15 protein-coding genes are annotated in these 18,932 nt (G+C 37.7%); 3 read left to right on the plus strand and 12 right to left on the minus strand.

What is annotated here, in order from left to right:
• Nucleotides 1-84: 84 nt before the first annotated feature.
• Nucleotides 85-1,791 (minus strand): FAD-dependent oxidoreductase, encoded by a 1,707-nt coding sequence (locus DM558_RS04770; protein WP_127162281.1) that lies wholly within the window; start codon nt 1,789-1,791, stop codon nt 85-87.
• 160 nt (nt 1,792-1,951) lie between these two features.
• Here DM558_RS04770 and DM558_RS04775 point away from each other — a divergent pair, with 160 nt between their 5' ends.
• Nucleotides 1,952-3,646, plus strand: coding sequence for an FAD-dependent oxidoreductase (locus DM558_RS04775; RefSeq protein WP_127162282.1), 1,695 nt, complete (start codon nt 1,952-1,954; stop codon nt 3,644-3,646).
• 316 nt (nt 3,647-3,962) lie between these two features.
• Here the strand turns inward: DM558_RS04775 and DM558_RS04780 are convergent, their stop codons facing one another.
• The 5 genes from DM558_RS04780 to DM558_RS04795 all read right to left on the minus strand — a co-directional run bounded on the left by DM558_RS04780 (nt 3,963) and on the right by DM558_RS04795 (nt 10,418).
• Nucleotides 3,963-4,544 (minus strand): hypothetical protein, encoded by a 582-nt coding sequence (locus DM558_RS04780; RefSeq protein ID WP_127162283.1) that lies wholly within the window; start codon nt 4,542-4,544, stop codon nt 3,963-3,965.
• A gap of 718 nt (nt 4,545-5,262) precedes the next feature.
• Nucleotides 5,263-5,391, minus strand: a complete 129-nt coding sequence (locus DM558_RS15900; protein WP_267128196.1) for a hypothetical protein — start codon at nt 5,389-5,391, stop codon at nt 5,263-5,265.
• A 284-nt stretch (nt 5,392-5,675) separates the two neighbouring features.
• Nucleotides 5,676-7,352 (minus strand): 30S ribosomal protein S1, encoded by a 1,677-nt coding sequence (gene rpsA / locus DM558_RS04785; protein WP_127162284.1) that lies wholly within the window; start codon nt 7,350-7,352, stop codon nt 5,676-5,678.
• 128 nt (nt 7,353-7,480) lie between these two features.
• Nucleotides 7,481-8,173 (minus strand): (d)CMP kinase, encoded by a 693-nt coding sequence (gene cmk / locus DM558_RS04790; protein WP_127162285.1) that lies wholly within the window; start codon nt 8,171-8,173, stop codon nt 7,481-7,483.
• 4 nt (nt 8,174-8,177) lie between these two features.
• Nucleotides 8,178-10,418, minus strand: a complete 2,241-nt coding sequence (locus DM558_RS04795; protein ID WP_127162286.1) for a bifunctional prephenate dehydrogenase/3-phosphoshikimate 1-carboxyvinyltransferase — start codon at nt 10,416-10,418, stop codon at nt 8,178-8,180.
• 298 nt (nt 10,419-10,716) lie between these two features.
• On the opposite strand from DM558_RS04795, the gene DM558_RS04800 reads away from it, so the two are divergent.
• Nucleotides 10,717-11,190 carry a MaoC family dehydratase gene (locus DM558_RS04800; protein WP_127162287.1) on the plus strand — a complete coding sequence of 158 codons (474 nt, stop codon included), beginning with the start codon at nt 10,717-10,719 and terminating at the stop codon, nt 11,188-11,190.
• A 79-nt stretch (nt 11,191-11,269) separates the two neighbouring features.
• On the opposite strand, the gene DM558_RS04805 is transcribed toward DM558_RS04800, so the two are convergent.
• The 5 genes from DM558_RS04805 to DM558_RS04825 form a co-directional block, all read right to left on the minus strand.
• Nucleotides 11,270-12,154 (minus strand): efflux RND transporter periplasmic adaptor subunit, encoded by an 885-nt coding sequence (locus DM558_RS04805; protein ID WP_127162288.1) that lies wholly within the window; start codon nt 12,152-12,154, stop codon nt 11,270-11,272.
• A gap of 12 nt (nt 12,155-12,166) precedes the next feature.
• Nucleotides 12,167-12,376, minus strand: coding sequence for a DUF1656 domain-containing protein (locus tag DM558_RS04810; RefSeq protein ID WP_127162290.1), 210 nt, complete (start codon nt 12,374-12,376; stop codon nt 12,167-12,169).
• Nucleotides 12,363-14,363, minus strand: coding sequence for an FUSC family protein (locus tag DM558_RS04815; protein WP_127162292.1), 2,001 nt, complete (start codon nt 14,361-14,363; stop codon nt 12,363-12,365). Before DM558_RS04815 ends, DM558_RS04810 begins: the two co-directional genes overlap by 14 nt.
• A gap of 204 nt (nt 14,364-14,567) precedes the next feature.
• Entirely contained in the window at nt 14,568-14,780 is a 213-nt protein-coding gene (locus tag DM558_RS04820; protein ID WP_177412502.1) for a SlyX family protein, read from the minus strand.
• A 2-nt stretch (nt 14,781-14,782) separates the two neighbouring features.
• Nucleotides 14,783-15,202, minus strand: coding sequence for an HIT domain-containing protein (locus DM558_RS04825; protein ID WP_127162294.1), 420 nt, complete (start codon nt 15,200-15,202; stop codon nt 14,783-14,785).
• A 343-nt stretch (nt 15,203-15,545) separates the two neighbouring features.
• On the opposite strand from DM558_RS04825, the gene DM558_RS04830 reads away from it, so the two are divergent.
• Nucleotides 15,546-16,943, plus strand: coding sequence for an OprD family porin (locus tag DM558_RS04830; protein WP_127162296.1), 1,398 nt, complete (start codon nt 15,546-15,548; stop codon nt 16,941-16,943).
• A 44-nt stretch (nt 16,944-16,987) separates the two neighbouring features.
• Here the strand turns inward: DM558_RS04830 and DM558_RS04835 are convergent, their stop codons facing one another.
• Nucleotides 16,988-18,895 (minus strand): ATP-binding cassette domain-containing protein, encoded by a 1,908-nt coding sequence (locus DM558_RS04835; protein ID WP_127162298.1) that lies wholly within the window; start codon nt 18,893-18,895, stop codon nt 16,988-16,990.
• Nucleotides 18,896-18,932: the final 37 nt, after the last annotated feature.

Below are 18,932 nucleotides of genomic sequence, written 5' to 3' on the forward strand. Positions count from 1 at the left end.
AATTTGGAAAAATGTTCCACTTATAAACCATATCCTAAATTGTAACATAAGGTCGGTTGAACTAATCTTCGTTACTCATTGCATTTAACTGTTCTCTATTTTTTTATTAGCAATATGACAACCAGCTATATAGCCAAAAGTCATGGCTGGCCCAAGGTTTATACCTCCAGTAGGATAATATCCTCCCATAATACTCGACATATCCGTACCTACGGCATAAAGACCTTGAATAGGTGTACCTGTTTTATGTAGAACGCGTGCTAACTCATCTGTTTTTAATCCTGCAAATGTACCAAAACTCCCAGGCAATACTTTAATCGCATAAAAAGGGCCTTTATCAATCGGTGCGATAGAGGGGTTAGGCGTATGATTTGGATCACCCATTTTTTGGTTGTACGGTGTTGAACCTCGATTGAACAGAGGGTCTTTCCCATCATAAGCTGATTTATTGTACTCATCCAATGTTTGTCTTAATTGTGTAGGATCTATATTACAACTTTGCGCGAGCGCCTCAATGGTCTCTGCTTTTTTTAGATAACCATTTTCCTCCCACATTTTCGTCGAGAAAGGCGCTGGTTTTGTCATTCCAAATCCATAGCGACGTTGGCATTCATGACTACAAATAAGCCATGAGTAAACTTCCTCATCTTCGGGTGTTTCACGATCCATTGCAGAGGCATAATCATAATAACCATCCCCTTCGTTTACAAAACGCTTACCATTTTTTAACACAGCTATAACGCCTGGTTTACCCCGATCGATAATATGAGGAAAGATACCCGTTGAACCATCTTTATAAGGTACAACAGAAACAGGACACCAAGCAACAGCAGATGCTAAGTCAGTAGAGACTTCGGCTCCAATGACTTCTGCCATCTTTAATGTATCTCCCGTATTGGTGGATGGTGGAAGAGGCCAATGAGCAAAAGGATCTTTACTTAAATGCGGAACCATACTAGCACGCCTTTTTATATCGTATGAAAATCCACCGGCAGCTAGGATTATTCCATTTTTTGCATGTATTATTTCTTCACCTGTTTCTGTTTTGACAATAGCGCCTGTTACTTTGTCATTTTCATGGATTAGCCTTTTTGCAGGCGTTGATGTTCGAATTTCAACACCAAGATCCTCAGCAGACTTGGCAAGTCTCGCAATTAAGGCTGAACCATTAGCAAAACGCATGGTTCGACGATAAATTAGTAGATCTAAGAGATGTAATCCCAACCGTTTAGCGACATAAAGAGCTGAAGAAAATGAGCGTGTTGCTTTAAGAAAATGCCAAAGATCTTTTCCTGCCATTATAGGTAATCCTAGAAAGGAAGTTTCTCTCTTTGGTGAAAGCATTTTTTTGACCAACTTACCCATATGTCTGCCATGGTATGGAGCAGCAATGACAGAACGGCCACCTTCTGCTGCACCTGCTGTTTTACCATGTATATCAGCAATTTTATTACCGTCTTCGAATTGCAATGCCGTATGTTGTGCAAAAAAATCAACCATCGTCGGTGCAGTAGTAAGGAACATATCGATATGCTTATCTGAAAACTTATCTTTCAATTCATTTTTTAAAAAAAGACGTGGTTGATCAATATCCTCAACAATACCGGCTTTGCGAGCAAGAGAATTGCGAGGAATCCACATCCAACCACCCGACCAACAGGTAGCACCTCCAAAAAGGTGTGACTTCTCAATAAGAACCACTTTTTGCCCATGCCATGCCGCAGTAACAGCAGCTGAAAAACCTGCCGCGCCCCCGCCAATAACGAGCACATCACAATAATTCTCTTTCATACCTTACCTACTTTTATCATTTTTATTTAATTAAGGGTTGTATCATTTATATAAAAATGGAATACTGTTCCAATAATTTCAGATTAACACAGTTAATCAAACGTTGCCAATAACAATAAATTTAATAGCAATCAAAATAAACATAAAAAATAGGTGAAATATGAGTACATGGGCAAACATTCAAATGAATGAAAATTATGATGTGGTGGTTATTGGGGCGGGCGGCGCAGGAATGTCAGCAGCACTTTTGGCAGCTAAAAAAGGAGCTAAAGTATTATTAGTAGAACGTACTGAATATGTGGGTGGAACAACAGCATTTTCAGCAGGTACTACATGGATTCCAGCGACACATCATGCAGCCAGTGTAGGGGCACAAGATGATACAAAAGAAGCAGCGACAGCTTATTTGGAACGCGTTATTGGTAAAGATAATTTTAACCTCGCATTGATTGATGCCTTTCTAACCGCAGGGCCAAAAGCAGTAAAAGATATCGAAGAAGCTACTGCTGTCCGCTATCGTGCGAGACCTTTCCACCCCGACTATCAATCAGAAGAAAAAGATTCCACATTATGTGGGCGCGCATTAGAACCTCTTGCTTTTGATGGCCGTTTATTAAGGGATAAGTTTAAGTTAGTGCGCCCCCCTATTCCTGAATTTACAGTATTGGGGGGAATGATGGTAGACCGTGATGATGTGGGGCATTTACTCAATTTAACTAAATACTTCGCCTCTTTCAAACACTCACTAAAATTACTGTTACGTTATGGTATGGATCGCTTAAAGTATCCTCGTGGCACTCGGTTAGTAATGGGGAATGCACTGATTGCTTCTTTACTCTATTCCCTTGAACAACGAAAAGTTCCAATATTACTCAATACTGAGATGTCTCACATTATTAAGGAAAATAATGAGATTATTGCTATTGAGCTGGTACATCAAGATGAGATTAAGCGAATTAATGTAAATAAAGCACTTATTTTAGCCTCAGGAGGTTTTAATCGAAATATTGAACGTCGCAAGCGATTAGCTGAACATTCTGATATTTCTTGGTGTCCTGGTGCCCCAGGCCATACAGCTCAAGCACATAAAATTGCTGAAACTTTAGGTGCCGTCTATGGTAAAACACAAAATGCTACAAACTGCTTTTGGGCTCCTGTTTCTATTCGTCAACGTGAAGATGGTTCTCAAGCGGTATTTCCTCATTTTATTTTAGACCGTGGAAAACCAAGTATGATAACGCTTAACCAACGAGGAGAACGCTTTGTTAATGAGTCAACTTCTTATCATCGTTTTGGTTTAGCTCAACAGCAAATGGACTCTATCCCTAGCTACTTAATTACGGATAAAAATGGACTAGTTAAGTATGGTCTTGGGATGGTTCACCCCGGTGGTAAAAACTTAGAACCTTTTTTAAAAGAGGGATATTTATTTAAAGGAGAAAGTATTGAGATTTTGGCTAAACAGCTTGGTATTGAACATACTAAAGCAACTAAGACTATTCAACAATTTAATCAATATGTTGAAAAAGGGATTGATGAACAATTTGCCCGAGGCACTACCGATTATCAACGTGCCAATGGCGATCCAAGCCATAAGCCAAATCCAAACTTAGGAGCGTTGACTCAAGCACCATATTATGCGGTACGTCTATACCCTGGAGATATAGGAGCTTGTACAGGTTTCGCGACCAATGAATATGCTCAAGTATTAAATAGTGAAAACCAATCGATCAATAAGCTTTATGCAATTGGCAATGATATGCACTCAATCATGGCAGGTACTTATCCTGGCCCTGGCATTACTCTAGGTCCTGGACTTACTTTTGCTTGGATTGCAGTTAATCACGCAGTATAAATGAGAGATGGTGTAACAGATCATTAATAAGTTAGACGCAAGAGAAGCAGATATAAAGGCTATAAAAGAAACCTATATCAAATAGGAAAATGAATACCTAGTGTGGAGAAATGCTAGAGAAATACCAAAAGGCTTAAGGAAACAAATCAAAACAGTAAGAGAGCTTATTGCACTACTTAACTTTAAGAACATAAACGGCAAAAGAGCGCGTTATAAAATGGAACCATAGCGCGCTAGTGATGTTAAACAATTCTTTAAAATTAATAAGAGTATGGTATAAATAGAGTGATAACGAAGTAAATATACTTTTTAGAGATTAGTCAAAAAAAATTTTCAGATTATTAAGCATTCGTTTACGAATTAAACCACTGAAAAATCTAATGGCTAGCCAATAACAAGAAAATACTGACTTCGTAACCATTGAAGGACAGTAAACGAATGTCTCTGTTTTAACAATATTTTCATTATTTTGTTTGATAACTTTGAAGCGAAGAACTAATTTAGAAACTTGAGGATCATTTAAATTAATGAATTCATCTTTATTGGTTATATCGCAGAGGCCAAAGTCTGCCCTCCAAAATTTACCCACTAGTCCTAGCGAGATTTCATTATCTGAGCGATATAATAGAGTAAAATTTTTAAGTCCAAAAGTCTCTTTTCCCTGCATGCTTTTGTTGAATAGTCGCGCAGGTAACTCTCTTAAGGACATTAGAAAATGCGTAACTTTATCATCATTCAGATTTGGAAAATATATAGCTTCAATAATTTCATTATCACTAGCATTAATGGCTTGTGACTCATGCTTTTCATAAAAATTAAATGAGGGTAAAAAGGGTGTTCTATCATTAATTTCTAAACTGCTTTTAGCAGTCAATATTCCTACCTTACGGCATAACATATTGTCTCTCCAGCAACTTAATACACTATAGCACATAATGTTAAGCCAACTCTGATATCAATTAAAGACAATTTTTATTAATTCAATCTACTCGCCAAACTCTCCGCTGCTTCTTTATGATAAATCATCAACTGGCTTATATTTCTATGCCCTGCTATTCTAGCCAATTCTAAAACTCTTAGCTTTTTAGATAAGCGCGTTATCAATTCGTTGTGTGTATCGTGAAAAATAAGATCATAAAACTTAGTTTCTTGTTTTGTTTACCTAAAAAAGACCTCTGTCTTAGTCGATGACAATTGAAAGACTTTACTTATCTAAATGAACAAATCAACAATCTAAAAATACATCATCATAAGTTAAACCAAGTTTTCTCATGGCGGTTTCAATTGCAATTAAAAAAGCATATGCCATCTCTTGTTTATTATTTTTTGGCGGTACTCCATCAATACCATTTAATTTTTTTAGTATAGCTTCTATTTCGCTTTCACTTACTTAACCTTTTTCTATGATTATTATTTTTAGGCATTTCAATTGCTTTTAAAGGATTGATTGAACACCATCCTTATTCATTTATAACTTTCTATAAATTGCAGAGATAATAAAAAACTCTCTATTAATAGTTGAGTCTTTAATAATTTTAAACCGTTCGTCTCTTAGTCGTGCAAAGTGTGTAGGCTTAATATTCGATAATAATTCATCCACAAAAACTGGTTAAAAGCTAAAGTTTCTCGCTTAAACCTTCTTTTAAGTATTTAGTGAGCGCATCATATAGAGCATGTTTATTGCCAACAATAATACCCTTTCTATCAGACGCCAGTAAATCGACTTCTCTTGTACTTGCCCACATTAAGCCTCAGCCTTAGTTAGAAAAATTTTAGATTCCCTTACTGCATTACCATTAATATTAAATATTTGTACTTGGCATTTTCTGCCACGTTTTCTAATATTAACCGTAGTATTTTATCGCGATTTTGCCGTGATAAATTAGTTAAATATGGCTAAATTTAGTCAAAAACAGCAAGTGATAAAAAAAGGACACCGGTTCTAATCATTGGAACACGGTGATATATCATGAATAGTTAAAAATAAAAAAAGGGCGATAAAATCGCCCTTTTTCAACTAGCTGATCAATTAATTATTTTGATCTTCTAACTTTTGACGGAATAAGTCACCTAATGTAGCAGGTGCTGCATCATCTTGTTTACGAAGTTCTTTAATTGCATCTTTCTCTTCTTCAACATCTTTTGCTTTAATAGAAAGAGTAATTACGCGAGACTTACGATCAACATTAGTGATCTTCGCTTCAACTTCATCGCCTTCTTTTAATACTGTACGCGCATCTTCAATACGTTCACGTGCAATATCAGAAGCTTTTAATTGACCTTCAACTTCTTCAGCTAAGGTAATAACAGCGCCTTTAGCATCAACTTCTTTCACAACACCTTTAACAATTACGCCTTTATCGTGTGTTTCAGCATAATCAAGGAAAGGATCAGCTTCAAGTTGTTTAATACCTAAAGAAATACGTTCACGCTCAGCATCTACAGAAAGGATAATTGTTTCAATTTCATCACCTTTCTTATAGTTACGAACAGCTTCTTCACCTGTTTCATTCCAAGAAATGTCAGATAAATGCACTAAACCATCAATACCGCCCTCTAAACCAATGAAAATACCGAAGTCAGTGATTGACTTGATATTACCACTGATTTTATCGCCTTTATTATAGCGAGTAGAGAAATCTTCCCATGGATTAGTTTTGGTTTGTTTGATACCTAAAGAAATACGACGGCGTTCTTCATCGATCTCTAACACTTGAACTTCAACTTCATCGCCAACTTGAACCACTTTAGATGGGTGAATGTTTTTATTAGTCCAATCCATTTCTGAAACGTGAACTAGACCTTCTACACCCTCTTCTAACTCAGCAAAACAACCGTAGTCAGTTAAGTTAGTAACACGTGCTTTTGAACGTGTACCTTGTGGATAGCGAGCCTTGATTGCGATCCATGGGTCTTCGCCTAATTGTTTTAAGCCTAAAGACACACGATTACGTTCACGATCAAATTTCAATACTTTTACATCAATCTCATCACCTACAGCCACCACTTCTGATGGATGCTTGATGCGTTTCCAAGACATATCTGTAATATGTAATAGACCGTCAACACCACCTAAATCTACGAATGCACCGTAGTCAGTTAAGTTCTTAACAGTACCCTTAACTTCTTGGCCTTCTTGTAGATTTTCTAATAATGCTTCGCGTTCAGCACTGTTTTCTGCTTCTAATACGCTACGACGAGAAACTACTACATTGTTACGTTTTTGGTCTAGCTTGATAACTTTAAACTCAAGCTCTTTACCTTCTAAGTGTAATGTATCACGTACAGGACGTACATCAACTAAAGAACCTGGTAAGAATGCACGAATACCGTTAACATCAACTGTAAAGCCACCTTTAACTTTACCATTGATAAGACCTCTAACTACTTCTTCAGCAGCGAAAGCAGCTTCAAGCGTTTGCCAAGATTCAGCACGTTTAGCTTTTTCACGTGAAAGTTTTGTTTCACCCCAACCATCTTCAACAGCTTCTAACGCTACTTGTACGTTATCACCTACTTTAATGGTTACTTCACCTTGTTCATTTACAAACTGATCTAAAGGAATAAAACCTTCAGATTTTAAACCAGCATCGACGATGACCCAGTCACCAGCGATATCAACAACAGTACCAGTTACAATTGAACCAGACTGCATTAATTGGATTTTTTGACTTTCTTCAAAAAGTTCTGCAAAGCTTTCGCTCATGTTCATACCTGTAGTTAAAGACGATAATCTGTCTTACCGTATCTCCAGCTTAAATACGGGTTAATTAATAAAATATCAAAAAAATAACCGCTGGTTTTTTTGATATTGTTGAAAATTTAATATATCAATTAATGAAAAACTGCATGTTTTGCTACTTCTTTCAAAACACTGTCTAATACCTGCTCAATAGATGTTGCTGTTGAGTCAAGAATAATAGCATCCGCAGCAGGTTTTAAGGGGGCAATAGCTCTGTTCGTATCGCGCTCATCACGTGCTTTTATTTCATCAATAAGGCTTTCTAGTTTAACATTTTCTCCCGCTGCTTTCAACTGCATATAACGGCGCTTAGCCCTTTCCTCAGCACTAGCCGTTAAAAAAAACTTTAATTGTGCATTAGGAAATACAACTGTCCCCATATCGCGACCATCTGCAACTAACCCAGGCAACGTTAAAAAAGCTCGCTGACGCGCTAGCAACGCTTCTCGTACCATAGGTTGCGCAGCTATTTTAGAGGCATTAGCACCTACTTGTTCTGTGCGTATTGTTTGGGTGACGTCTTCACCTTCCAACAATATTAGTTGATTATTTTTTAAAGCATCAACACTAAAAACAACATCTAATTTTTTAGCTAAATCCGCTAACGCTAAAGTATCATCCATAGAGAGTGCATGTTTTTTAGCTGCTAATGCTAACACACGATAAATTGCCCCAGAATCTAACAGATGATAGCCCAAATGATTAGCGATTAATGTGGCAATCGTACCTTTACCTGAGCCACTTGGCCCATCTATCGTAATAAGCGGAATATTTTGTTGTGTCATGTGCTTATTTTAACTCCACTACATTAATACCACATTGTTGCGCTAATTGAATAAAATTGGGGAATGATGTTGCTACATTATCACAATCACGAATACGAATTTCGCCTTGAGCACGAATAGAGGCAACGACAAAAGACATTGCAATACGATGGTCTGCATGACTCCAAACTTCACCATTGCCTAAACGCCCACCTTTAATTACAATGCCATCTGGCGTAGGTTCTGCCTGAATACCCAAGGTTTTTAGACCATCTGCCATGACTTGTATACGGTCAGATTCTTTCACCCTTAATTCTGCGGCACCCGTTAAAGTAGTCGTACCCTCTGCACAAGAAGCTGCAATGAAAAGTACAGGGAATTCATCAATAGCTAAAGGAACTAGCTCTTCTGGAATGGCAATACCTTTTAATTTAGCACTTTTTACACGAATATCAGCAACCGGCTCTCCACCGACCTCTTTTTGATTTTCAAGGGTAATGTTTGCCCCCATCAATTTTAAAATATCGATGATACCCGTTCGTGTTGGGTTTATTCCTACATGTGTTAATGTCAAATCCGCATCTTCTGCAATGGTAGCAGCCACTAAGAAAAATGCAGCAGATGAAATATCGGCAGGCACGTGAATAGAAGTAGCAGTTAATTTATGATTGGGCTTAATAGTAACCGTTGATCCATTAATATCAAGGGGATAACCAAACCCTTTTAACATACGCTCTGTATGGTCTCTCGTTGGTGCAGGTTCAGTAACAGAGGTTTTACCTTCTGCATACATACCGGCTAATAACATGCAAGATTTAACCTGAGCACTGGCCATCGGCATATCATAGTGCATCCCTTTAAGCGAATGGTTACCTTCTATGGTCAAAGGAGGGTTACCTTCTGTCCCCGTTTCTATTTTTGCACCCATTTCACGTAAAGGCTTAGCGACTCGATTCATTGGACGTTTTGATAGAGAGTGATCACCTGCTAGTGTGCTATTAAACGGTTGAGCTGATAACAATCCTGCCAATAATCTCATTGAAGTTCCTGAGTTACCTAAATAGATCGTTTTAGTAGGTGCTTTCAATCCTTGTAAACCAACACCCTGTATTACAACACGCCCATTTTTAGGCCCCTCAATAGAAACACCCATGTCTTTAAAGGCTTCCAATGTAGCCAACGCATCCTCACCCTCTAGAAACCCCTCAATCGTAGTTGTTCCCTCTGCTAGTGAGCCAAAAATAATAGAACGATGAGAAATGGATTTATCGCCAGGAACTTGTAAACGACCTGATAACTTATTCGTAGGTTTTGCAATAAATGTTAAATCTTTAACAGGGTTAGCTTTATGAGTCATATTCGCTCTACTTTCTAAAATTTTATTAAAATGTCCACGCGCCGCTTTCGCACGAGTGAACACATCCAATAATTGTGAACCGTTATCTTCAAGCATAGCTATGCGAAGTTGCTGTAATTCTTCCATATAACTATCTAAAACAGCTAATACGGCATTTTTGTTCGCTAAAAATATATCATGCCACATGGTAGGATCGCTACCCGCTATTCGCGTAAAATCACGAAAACCTCCCGCTGCGTAGCGAAAAATATCCAAGTTATCATTGTTTTTGGCTAAACAATCAACTAATCCAAAGGCAAGTAAATGTGGTAAGTGACTAGTCGCAGCGAGAATCTCATCATGATGCTTTACCGACATGAGTTCGACATTTGCACCCAAAGCTTGCCATATAAGATGAACCAGTTGCACTGCTTGCTTATTCGTTTCTTGTGTCGGCGTTAAAATAACTTTATGGTTAATAAAAAGCTGACTATCAGCAGCTTCCACCCCACTACGTTCAGATCCAGCAATAGGGTGGCCTGGAACAAAATTAGGCAATAGCTGTGGGGTTAATGCCGTCAATGTATTAACAATGTTACCTTTAACACTACCAACATCAGTCAGTACAGTATTTTTTAAGTTTAGTGAAGACAACGACAGCAAGAGCTTTTCTATTGCTAAAATAGGGATTGCTAGCAAGACAAGATCAGCCTCAAAACAAGCATCGTATAAGTTTTCTGCGATACTATCTACCACTTGATTTTGTATGGCAATTTTTTGTGTTGTTGGATTATTATCTAGCCCAACTACTTGCTTACTTAGCTTGAGATCTTTAACAGCTTTAGCAAAAGATCCACCAATAAGCCCTAAGCCAATAACCGTCACTTTATTTAATTTAGGCGCCCCTAACTCTGTTGTTACTTTAGCCACAAGAAAACCTTTACTTACCCTTATTTATAATTAGCTAGCCAGCGCACATAAATAATCATAAACAATTAGTCTAATATCATTTTTTATAAAAGTGCTCTAGTAGGCTTCTAAAACCCAGTTATAACTCCTTATAATTATAACATCATCAACAACTAAAGGTTATTTATTTAAACTTTTAATACGACTAAGCAACCTATCTGTAAGCTTAATCAAACCATTATAAAAAATATAAATGTATTAACAAATTGTTAATTTTGGTTAGAATAGTCGATTCATTAATCAACGACTGAATATAATCATGGCTGAAAACATTCAAACAATCACTTATGGTGCTATCACTGTAGGACAAAGAGCGACGATAGAAAGACTTGTAGAAGAAAAAGATATTCTATTGTTTGCAGCTGCCTCTGGAGATAATAATCCTGTACATTTAAATCCAGATTTTGCGGCAACAACAAGTTTTAAAAAACCTATTGCCCACGGAATGCTAAGTGCTAGTTTTATTAGTGCAGCAATGGCTTGTAATTTACCAGGACCTGGATCAATATACCTGACTCAAACATTAGAATTTCTACGTCCTGTTTATGCGGGAGACACGTTACGTATTGAAATAGAGGTGCTAGAAAAACTTCCAAAAAATAAAGTACGTCTTTCAACGAAAGTATTTAATCAAAAAAATAAGCGTATCCTTGAGGGAGAGGCCTCTGCACTACTGCCTAACGAAAGTCAGTTAGTTAAAATGTCAGCACTTCCCCAAGCCACTATTAGTTAATCTTACACTATCCCCTAATAAAGGGGATCAGAAAGATCCCTGACAATCCTTTTAAAAACTATTAACCGATTATTTTTTATTACCATAATGAAAAAATGTCTGATAGTTTAGGTTCACCGATTCTAACACTCGCTGTCATACCTGCGGCTAAATGAAGATCTTTAGGTAACTCATCAAACTCAATCCGAACAGGTATCCTTTGTGCTAAACGGACCCAATTATAGGTGGGTTCCACATCGGCTAATAGCTGAGTGTCAGCAGTAGCATTACGGTCAGTAATCCCTCTACTGATTCCCTCAACATGGCCTTTTAGTAAAGTACCACCGCTCATTAACCGAATATCAGCAGGCATACCTACTTTTACACCAGGTAACTTTGTTTCCTCAAGGTAAGCTTGTAAATACAGCGAGCCACTGACAACAATGGCCATCGCAGATTGCCCCTCTTTAATATAGTTGCCTTGAACAAGTTGTAGATTGGTCACTTGTCCATCTCTAGGCGCTCTTACAACACTACGCTTAAGATTTAGTTTTGCCAGTTCTAGCTGAGCTAATGCTTCATTGTATTGACCTTGAGCTATAGCAGCTTCAATTTGTGCATTCTCTAACAATTCGGCACTAATCGCTTGAGACCCCAATCTTTTTCTACGCGAAGCTTCATGTTGCTTTAAGTACATTTGTTGCTTTTGTGTTTCAGCAATAGCCAACGCTTGATTATAAGCCGCTTGATAACGATCTTTATCTATCATCATCAAAATATCACCTTCTTTAACCTCTTGGTTATCTTTGACATTAAGCTCAACAACCCAACCGGCAACATCAGGCGCAATAGTCACAATATCAGCTCTTACTCTCGCATCACGAGTCCAAGGAGACAACATATAAAAACGCCATAGCATAGTGGCTGCAATAATAGCCAACAACACAACAAACAAGGTCACACACACACGTATAACTGGACGCACACTCACCTCACACTAAAAAAAGATACCAATAATTAGCGTCAAAAAAGTAAAAACCAACAAATAGATAGCACAAATGAATAACATTTCATGCCATACCCAACGAGTCAAACCTAGCTTATGGAAAATAACTAAAACACCTTTAGTTATAGGCAATGCCAATAATCCAAAAATTAACAATGGGCTAACATAAACGCCCCCAATAGCCATTTCATGCAATCCCATACTCATCTTCCTGCTGTACTTTTTGCTCTAGATACCAATCAGACCAAACTTGCTGAATCTGCATAATGGCCGATATTGCTAACACACCACGAGTATCAAGACCTTTCTCTCTAATAATCGTTTTTAACCGCTCGCTAGCGCTATTAAGTAGCTCTACACTCATTTCATTAGGTTCTCTTTCAAATACTTTTTCCAAAGTATCAAGATATGTATCTAAACTTATTTGCAATGTTACTTGCTTCGCTAAACTTGTTCGTAAATTAAGAATCTCATCACCCAAATCCATAATATGCAGAGCATCATACCAACGCTTTTCTGCATTCTCTGCCATAATAGAACGATGTCGTGCTAATAAAACTAACCGATCAGCCATCCTTCCACCAAACCATGTTTCAGCCCCTTTTATCGAGGACTGCGTTAATTTTCTTAAATCTTTTAACATGGCACCTAGCATGTATTTACCCTGCCAATACGAGGTATTAATTTTCACGAGATGAAAGGCTAATATTGCCGCAATAATCCCTAGGGGCATCGCCAGTGATTGATTAATAAACATTTCTGTCGATTGAAAGCCATGATTTGTCGGACGGCATAACATTAACAAGTTAATTGAAAATACCGTACACGTCCCTGTTATAGCAGGCTTGACCATTCCTAACGAACTAATAAACAAAGGAATTCCAATGCCTAGCCATAATAAAGGGAAACCACTCCAAGAAGGAAGGATCAACTGTGATACAACAAACGACACCACAACTGCATAACACGTCCCCCTTAAAAATCCCATGCTAATTTGGGCTGCATTCTCTTTATTTGCAAACATACTACAAATAACAGCAACCATCATCAATGAACCACTTGCTTCACTGATGGGCCACCCAAATATCATCCAAAATACAGATAGTATTAAGAAAGCAAGCCCTGAGCGCAAGCCAAAAAACAATCCTAGAGAATAATCTCGATGGGCAGATAAATAACTTGTTTTTGCTTTGCGTTTTAACTTACCTGCACGGACAGAAGCAAGGTCTAAACCTGCGAAAATAGCGCACTGTATCACCATTTCTAGCCGTGCAATAATATCTTGTTGGGGTAGAGGCCTGTCTAGATGATCTTTTTCTCGCAACCTTTTGGCTAGAACATTCAACGACTTATAGGTTGGTTTTGTTAACGTCTCAATACAATCATTAATCCATGGCTGTAACTGCTCACGGTTCTCTTTCGTTAAGAAACGAATTTGCCTAGAAAAACCTCTCGCGGCACGCAGCAACGCCAAAATATCATGGCACATATTTTGAATAGCTTTGGCTCTATTTCTACCATCTCCGCCTTCAAATAGTGCATGCTCTCGTTGTGCATCGATGGCTACAATCTTTGCTAAACTATTTAATAAATCTTCATTAACGTTTTCGCCCTTTAGCGTCATACAGGCTGATGTTAAACCTGCTTGCCAGATATTAGAAGCCTCAACAATAAGCCCATGAAATACTTTAACGGGCCATAAAATAGCGAATACAGCTGACGAGCAAATAATACCCAAACAAATCTCTGTACAACGGGCAATCGCATAATCAAAGATAGATAACGGTTTAAAAACATCAGGTAAAACAATAATCGCCGTGGTATAGCCTGCCAGTACAAAAGAGTAAGACCATGCACTACGTATAACGGTAGAAGCGGCTGTACAAATCATAAGCCCTAAAGATAAAGCTAAAATAAATAACCAAGGCGTTTGGCTAAAAAGTGCTGTCACAACTAATGCGATCACTGTCCCCATCAATGTACCTACCAACCTTGCCAGACCTTTACTCACAACCATCCCAGAATGAGGTTGCGCTACAATAACTGCCGTAGCAGCTGCCCACTGAGGTTGGTTTAAATCTAGACAAAAAGCAATGAATAGAGCAAGCCCTGCCGCAATAGAAAGCTTAATAGCAAACTTTATGGCATCTTCACTAGGAAAAATAAAAGGCTTTAAAACAGCAAACATAAATTCATTAATCTCTTTTTAATACAAACACGTTAACCATAGCTTCATTACTAATTGATAAGAATAAAAAGGAATATCACAGCATGAGCGTAGATAATATTTTCATCACTAAATATTAGGAGGATAGAGAAAGTTAGATTGTTCAAACCTAACCTTGTAACAGAGAACCAAATATTCAATAAGTTCAGTTTATAGCATTATTTTTTAATAGTGCGGTGGTGGGATATTATCTTCAATCTCACCACAACGCTCTAGCAGCTCGTTATGCCCCTTAACTAATAACTGTACTTTTCTTTCTAAAAGGTCTATTAACTGTTGTTGTTTTACAAGCATTTCATTCAATGCTTGAATCGTGTCGTCTTGAAAAGCTAATTGACTTTCCAAACTATTAATGCGCTCAGCTAATTCTTCCATCATAATCACTTAAATAAAAAATCAGTTGGCATCACTGACTTTAATTGTTCTTTTATCACTTCAATCTCATGGTTAGCATAAGGTTTAGCAGGTAACTTATCCCATACTGACTGAGGCCATGTCACATCTGTTTTAACACGTGCAATCACATGTATATGCAGTTGACTCACCATATTACCTAATGCACCGATGTTCATTTTATCAGCCTTAAATAGTGTTTTAAGAAGTTCGCTAAATACGCTCATTTCAACCAATAACTGTTGTTGATCTTCAGACGATAAGTTAAAAATTTCTGTTACCCCTTCTCTTCTCGGTACAAGAATAAACCAAGGGTAGTTTTTATCATTTTTAAGCAACAATCGACAAAGTGGGAAATCTCCCACAATAATACTGTCATTATTTAAACGCTCATCTAATAAAAACATATCGATATCCCAAACATCATCCAAACAAAAAAGTGGTATTTATATCATAACAATAATAGGCTTTAAATATAAACAAATAAAGTAATTCAATAAAAATCACTAACACGCTTTAAATCAATAAAATCAATTATTTTTTTATTTTATTAAAAAATGGTTACCTAATATTTCGATATTATATCGTTTATATGATATAGTTTTTTCGGCTATCTAAAGTAGCTCTTCTGTTAGCACTATATTGTAAAAAGAACTTAGGATTTTAAAAGACAATATAATCAACAGTAATTTAAAACCATAACATAAACATACTAATTTATGATTAAAAATCACTTAAGGGGAAGTGTAAATGTTCAAGCTCAATTTATTTGCAATAACGATTACAGCATTAATACCTAGCCTTACTTATGCCGCCCCACCAGATGACGCAAAAAAAGAAATATCCTCTATCCTAAATGAAAGTGAACAAGCAAAATCGGAGGGAATTTTAGAAGACAGTGATTTAAACTTGCTGATTCGTAATGTCTACTTTAACCGTGACTTTCGTAACTCAAGCCATAATGGGCATGGCAGCTATAAAGCACAAAGCTATCAAGAGGAATGGGGACAAGGTTTTATATTAAACTATCAATCAGGCTTTACACAAGGAACTGTCGGCTTTGGTGTTGATGCACTAGGTATGTATGGATTTAAATTAGATACAGGCCGAGGCCGTACAGGTATCGGTTTAACGCCTACTGACCGACATGGTAGAGCAGAGGATAATTATTCTAAAGCAGTAGGTGCTGTTAAAGCCCGTATATCAAGTACCACACTAAAATATGGTGAACAAATTATAGATACTCCTGTGTTCTCAACGGATGATGCACGACTACTTCCCGAAACAGCTGAAGGTTTTTTGCTCACCAGTAATGAAATTAAAAACTTAAAAATTAATGCAGGCCATTTCACGTCACTACGTGCTATGGATCAAAGTTATCGTGACTCACGCCCTAACGACTGGGGACTTTATAACAATAAAGGAACAGGTTTAAAACGAGCTGACTTTATTGGAGGTAGCTATCAATTTACTGATAATCTATCTGCTGCATTATATTACTCAAATGTAAAAGACTTTTGGAAGAAAAAATACCTAGGTATTGACTACGCCTATCCTATTGATGAAAATCAAGCGGTTAATTTATCGTTTAATTATTACAACACTAAAAGCCAAGGCCCTGTAAAATACTTAAGTCGAGAAGTAGGTAATGGCCATAAAATTGACTCTAATGCTTGGAGTTTACAAGGTTCATATACCTATGACGTTCACAAATTCACATTGGCTTATCAAGCAGTCACAGGGAAAGGGATGGGGAACCCTTATGGTGTTGATGGCGGTGGCTCTATGTATCTTGCCAACTCTGTACAATACTCCGACTTTAATAATGCAGGGGAACGCTCTTGGCAAGCACGTTATGATTTAGATATGACCAACTACGGTGTACCTGGCTTAAACTTAATGGCTCGTTATGTCAGTGGTAGCAATATTTCCGAATATCTTCGTGCCTCAGACAAGTCAGGAGGAAAAGTCAGTGAAAGAGAAACAAACTTTGAAGCTAAATACGTAGTACAAACAGGACCTGCAAAGAATCTTAATTTCCGTGTACGTTACTCTATCTATCGTTCATCTGGCTTCTCTAATGATGTGAATGAAGTGCGACTCATCACCGAATACCCTTGGGATATTTTAGGTACTTTTAGAAAATAACCTTCTCGATATAATAAAGCCCAGTATAACTGGGCTTTATTATATTAGTCATCAAGTTCAGCCCAACGCTCTAATAAAAGATCTAACTGTTGTTGCATGTTAGTTAAGTTTTCTAAAACACCCTGTGTTATCTCGATAGGTTGCTGATAAAAATTAGGATCTGATATTTGCGCTTGCAATGCCGCAATTGCTGTTTCTAATTCATCAATTTGAACCGGCAGCGCATCTAACTCTCGCTGATCTTTGTAGCTTAATTTACGTTTTGGAGCCACATTTTCTTGTACCTCTGTTTTTGCTTGAGGTACAACTTCATCTACCTTTTGCGCTACCTCGTTCTTTTCTTCTTGAACACCTAATAATTTAATAGTGCCGCCTTGCCTAATCCAATCATCGTAACCTCCAATGTACTCGGCTACTTTACCATCCCCTTCAAAGACTAATATGCTCGTCACAACATTATCTAAAAAGGCACGGTCATGGCTAACGATAAGAACGGTTCCTGTAAAATTATCTAAAACTTCTTCTAGCAATTCTAATGTTTCAATATCCAAATCATTAGTAGGTTCATCTAAGACTAATAAATTAGCAGGCTTACTAAATAGCTTTGCCAATAACAACCGTGCGCGCTCTCCACCAGACAAAGCCTTAACTGGTGTACGAGATCGCTGAGGACTAAAAAGAAAATCCCCCAAATAACTAAGCACATGCCGCTCTTGTCCAGCAACCGTGATAAAATCACGACCCTCTGCCACATTGTCTAACACGGTTTTTTCTTCATCTAATTGATCACGTAATTGATCAAAATAGGCAACTTCTAATTTAGTGCCATGCTCAACATTGCCTTTTTTAGGTTCTAAATCCCCTAACAATAATTTTAGCAGTGTCGTTTTACCCGTACCATTTGCACCTAATAAACCGATTCGATCTCCACGCTGTACAAGAATAGAAAAATCTTTAACCTGCGGCTTTTCACCATAAGAAAAACTAATATTATTTGCTAAAATCACTTGCTTACCTGATTTTTCTGCACCATCAAGTTGGAAAGTAGCACGCCCCTGAACATCTCGACGCTCAGAACGCTCTTTGCGCAGGGCTTTTAGTGCCCTTACACGCCCTTCGTTACGTGTGCGTCTTGCCTTAATCCCTTGTCGAATCCAAACTTCCTCTTGGGCTAATTTTTTATCGAAAAGAGCATTTGCTGTTTCTTCTGCTGCTAACTGCTGTTCTTTATGCACTAAAAAGCTTGCATAATCGCCTTTCCAATCGATCAAATGGCCACGGTCTAACTCCAGTATACGCGTTGCTAAATGCTGTAAAAAACTACGGTCATGGGTAATGAATAAAATAGCCCCTTTAAAATCCAGTAGTGCATTTTCTAGCCAATTGATCGCGCCGATATCTAAGTGGTTTGTTGGTTCATCCAATAACAACAAATCAGGTTCAGCCACTAGGGCTTGCGCTAATAATACACGTCGACGCCAACCACCTGATAGGTCTGATAGTTTTTTATCAGCAGATAACTGTAACCGTGTTAATGTTGCTTCGACCAACTGCTGCAAACGCCAACCATCTTTCGCCTCTAACTCTTGCTGCACCGTCATCAGCTGCTGTAAATCATCGTCCGTCACAATATTTTGACTTAAATGATGATAACGTGCTAACAACTCACCTACCCCAGAAAGACCATCTGCTACAACATCAAATACAATACGGTCATCCGCTTTAGGCAGCTCTTGAGGCAACTCACCTATTTTTAATGCAGGCGCACGCCAAATTTCACCATCATCCGGAAAGCTGGCACCCTTTACCAAACCCAATAGGCTTGATTTACCCGTACCGTTACGCCCAATAATACAAACTCGCTCACCTTTATCAATCTGCCATGAAACTTTATCCAATAAAGGAGTCATACCATAAGCTAACGATACATCAGTAAATTTTAGTAGTGCCATTATTATCTCCCAAAACAGAACTGACTAGTTTAACAGG

This window comes from Entomomonas moraniae (assembly GCF_003991975.1).
GTDB classification, from domain to species: Bacteria; Pseudomonadota; Gammaproteobacteria; order Pseudomonadales; family Pseudomonadaceae; genus Entomomonas; species Entomomonas moraniae.

Excerpts from the sequence above, each read along its gene's own strand:
- rpsA (WP_127162284.1), bottom strand. The coding sequence starts at position 7,352 with ATGAGCGAAAGCTTTGCAGAACTTTTTGAAGAAAGTCAAAAAATCCAA.
- DM558_RS15900 (WP_267128196.1), bottom strand. The coding sequence starts at position 5,391 with ATGTGGGCAAGTACAAGAGAAGTCGATTTACTGGCGTCTGATAGAAAG.
- cmk (WP_127162285.1), bottom strand. The coding sequence starts at position 8,173 with ATGACACAACAAAATATTCCGCTTATTACGATAGATGGGCCAAGTGGC.
- DM558_RS04830 (WP_127162296.1), top strand. The coding sequence starts at position 15,546 with ATGTTCAAGCTCAATTTATTTGCAATAACGATTACAGCATTAATACCT.
- DM558_RS04810 (WP_127162290.1), bottom strand. The coding sequence starts at position 12,376 with ATGGGATTGCATGAAATGGCTATTGGGGGCGTTTATGTTAGCCCATTG.
- DM558_RS04780 (WP_127162283.1), bottom strand. The coding sequence starts at position 4,544 with ATGTTATGCCGTAAGGTAGGAATATTGACTGCTAAAAGCAGTTTAGAA.
- DM558_RS04800 (WP_127162287.1), top strand. The coding sequence starts at position 10,717 with ATGGCTGAAAACATTCAAACAATCACTTATGGTGCTATCACTGTAGGA.
- DM558_RS04775 (WP_127162282.1), top strand. The coding sequence starts at position 1,952 with ATGAGTACATGGGCAAACATTCAAATGAATGAAAATTATGATGTGGTG.
- DM558_RS04835 (WP_127162298.1), bottom strand. The coding sequence starts at position 18,895 with ATGGCACTACTAAAATTTACTGATGTATCGTTAGCTTATGGTATGACT.
- DM558_RS04770 (WP_127162281.1), bottom strand. The coding sequence starts at position 1,791 with ATGAAAGAGAATTATTGTGATGTGCTCGTTATTGGCGGGGGCGCGGCA.
- DM558_RS04815 (WP_127162292.1), bottom strand. The coding sequence starts at position 14,363 with ATGTTTGCTGTTTTAAAGCCTTTTATTTTTCCTAGTGAAGATGCCATA.
- DM558_RS04825 (WP_127162294.1), bottom strand. The coding sequence starts at position 15,202 with ATGTTTTTATTAGATGAGCGTTTAAATAATGACAGTATTATTGTGGGA.
- DM558_RS04820 (WP_177412502.1), bottom strand. The coding sequence starts at position 14,780 with ATGATGGAAGAATTAGCTGAGCGCATTAATAGTTTGGAAAGTCAATTA.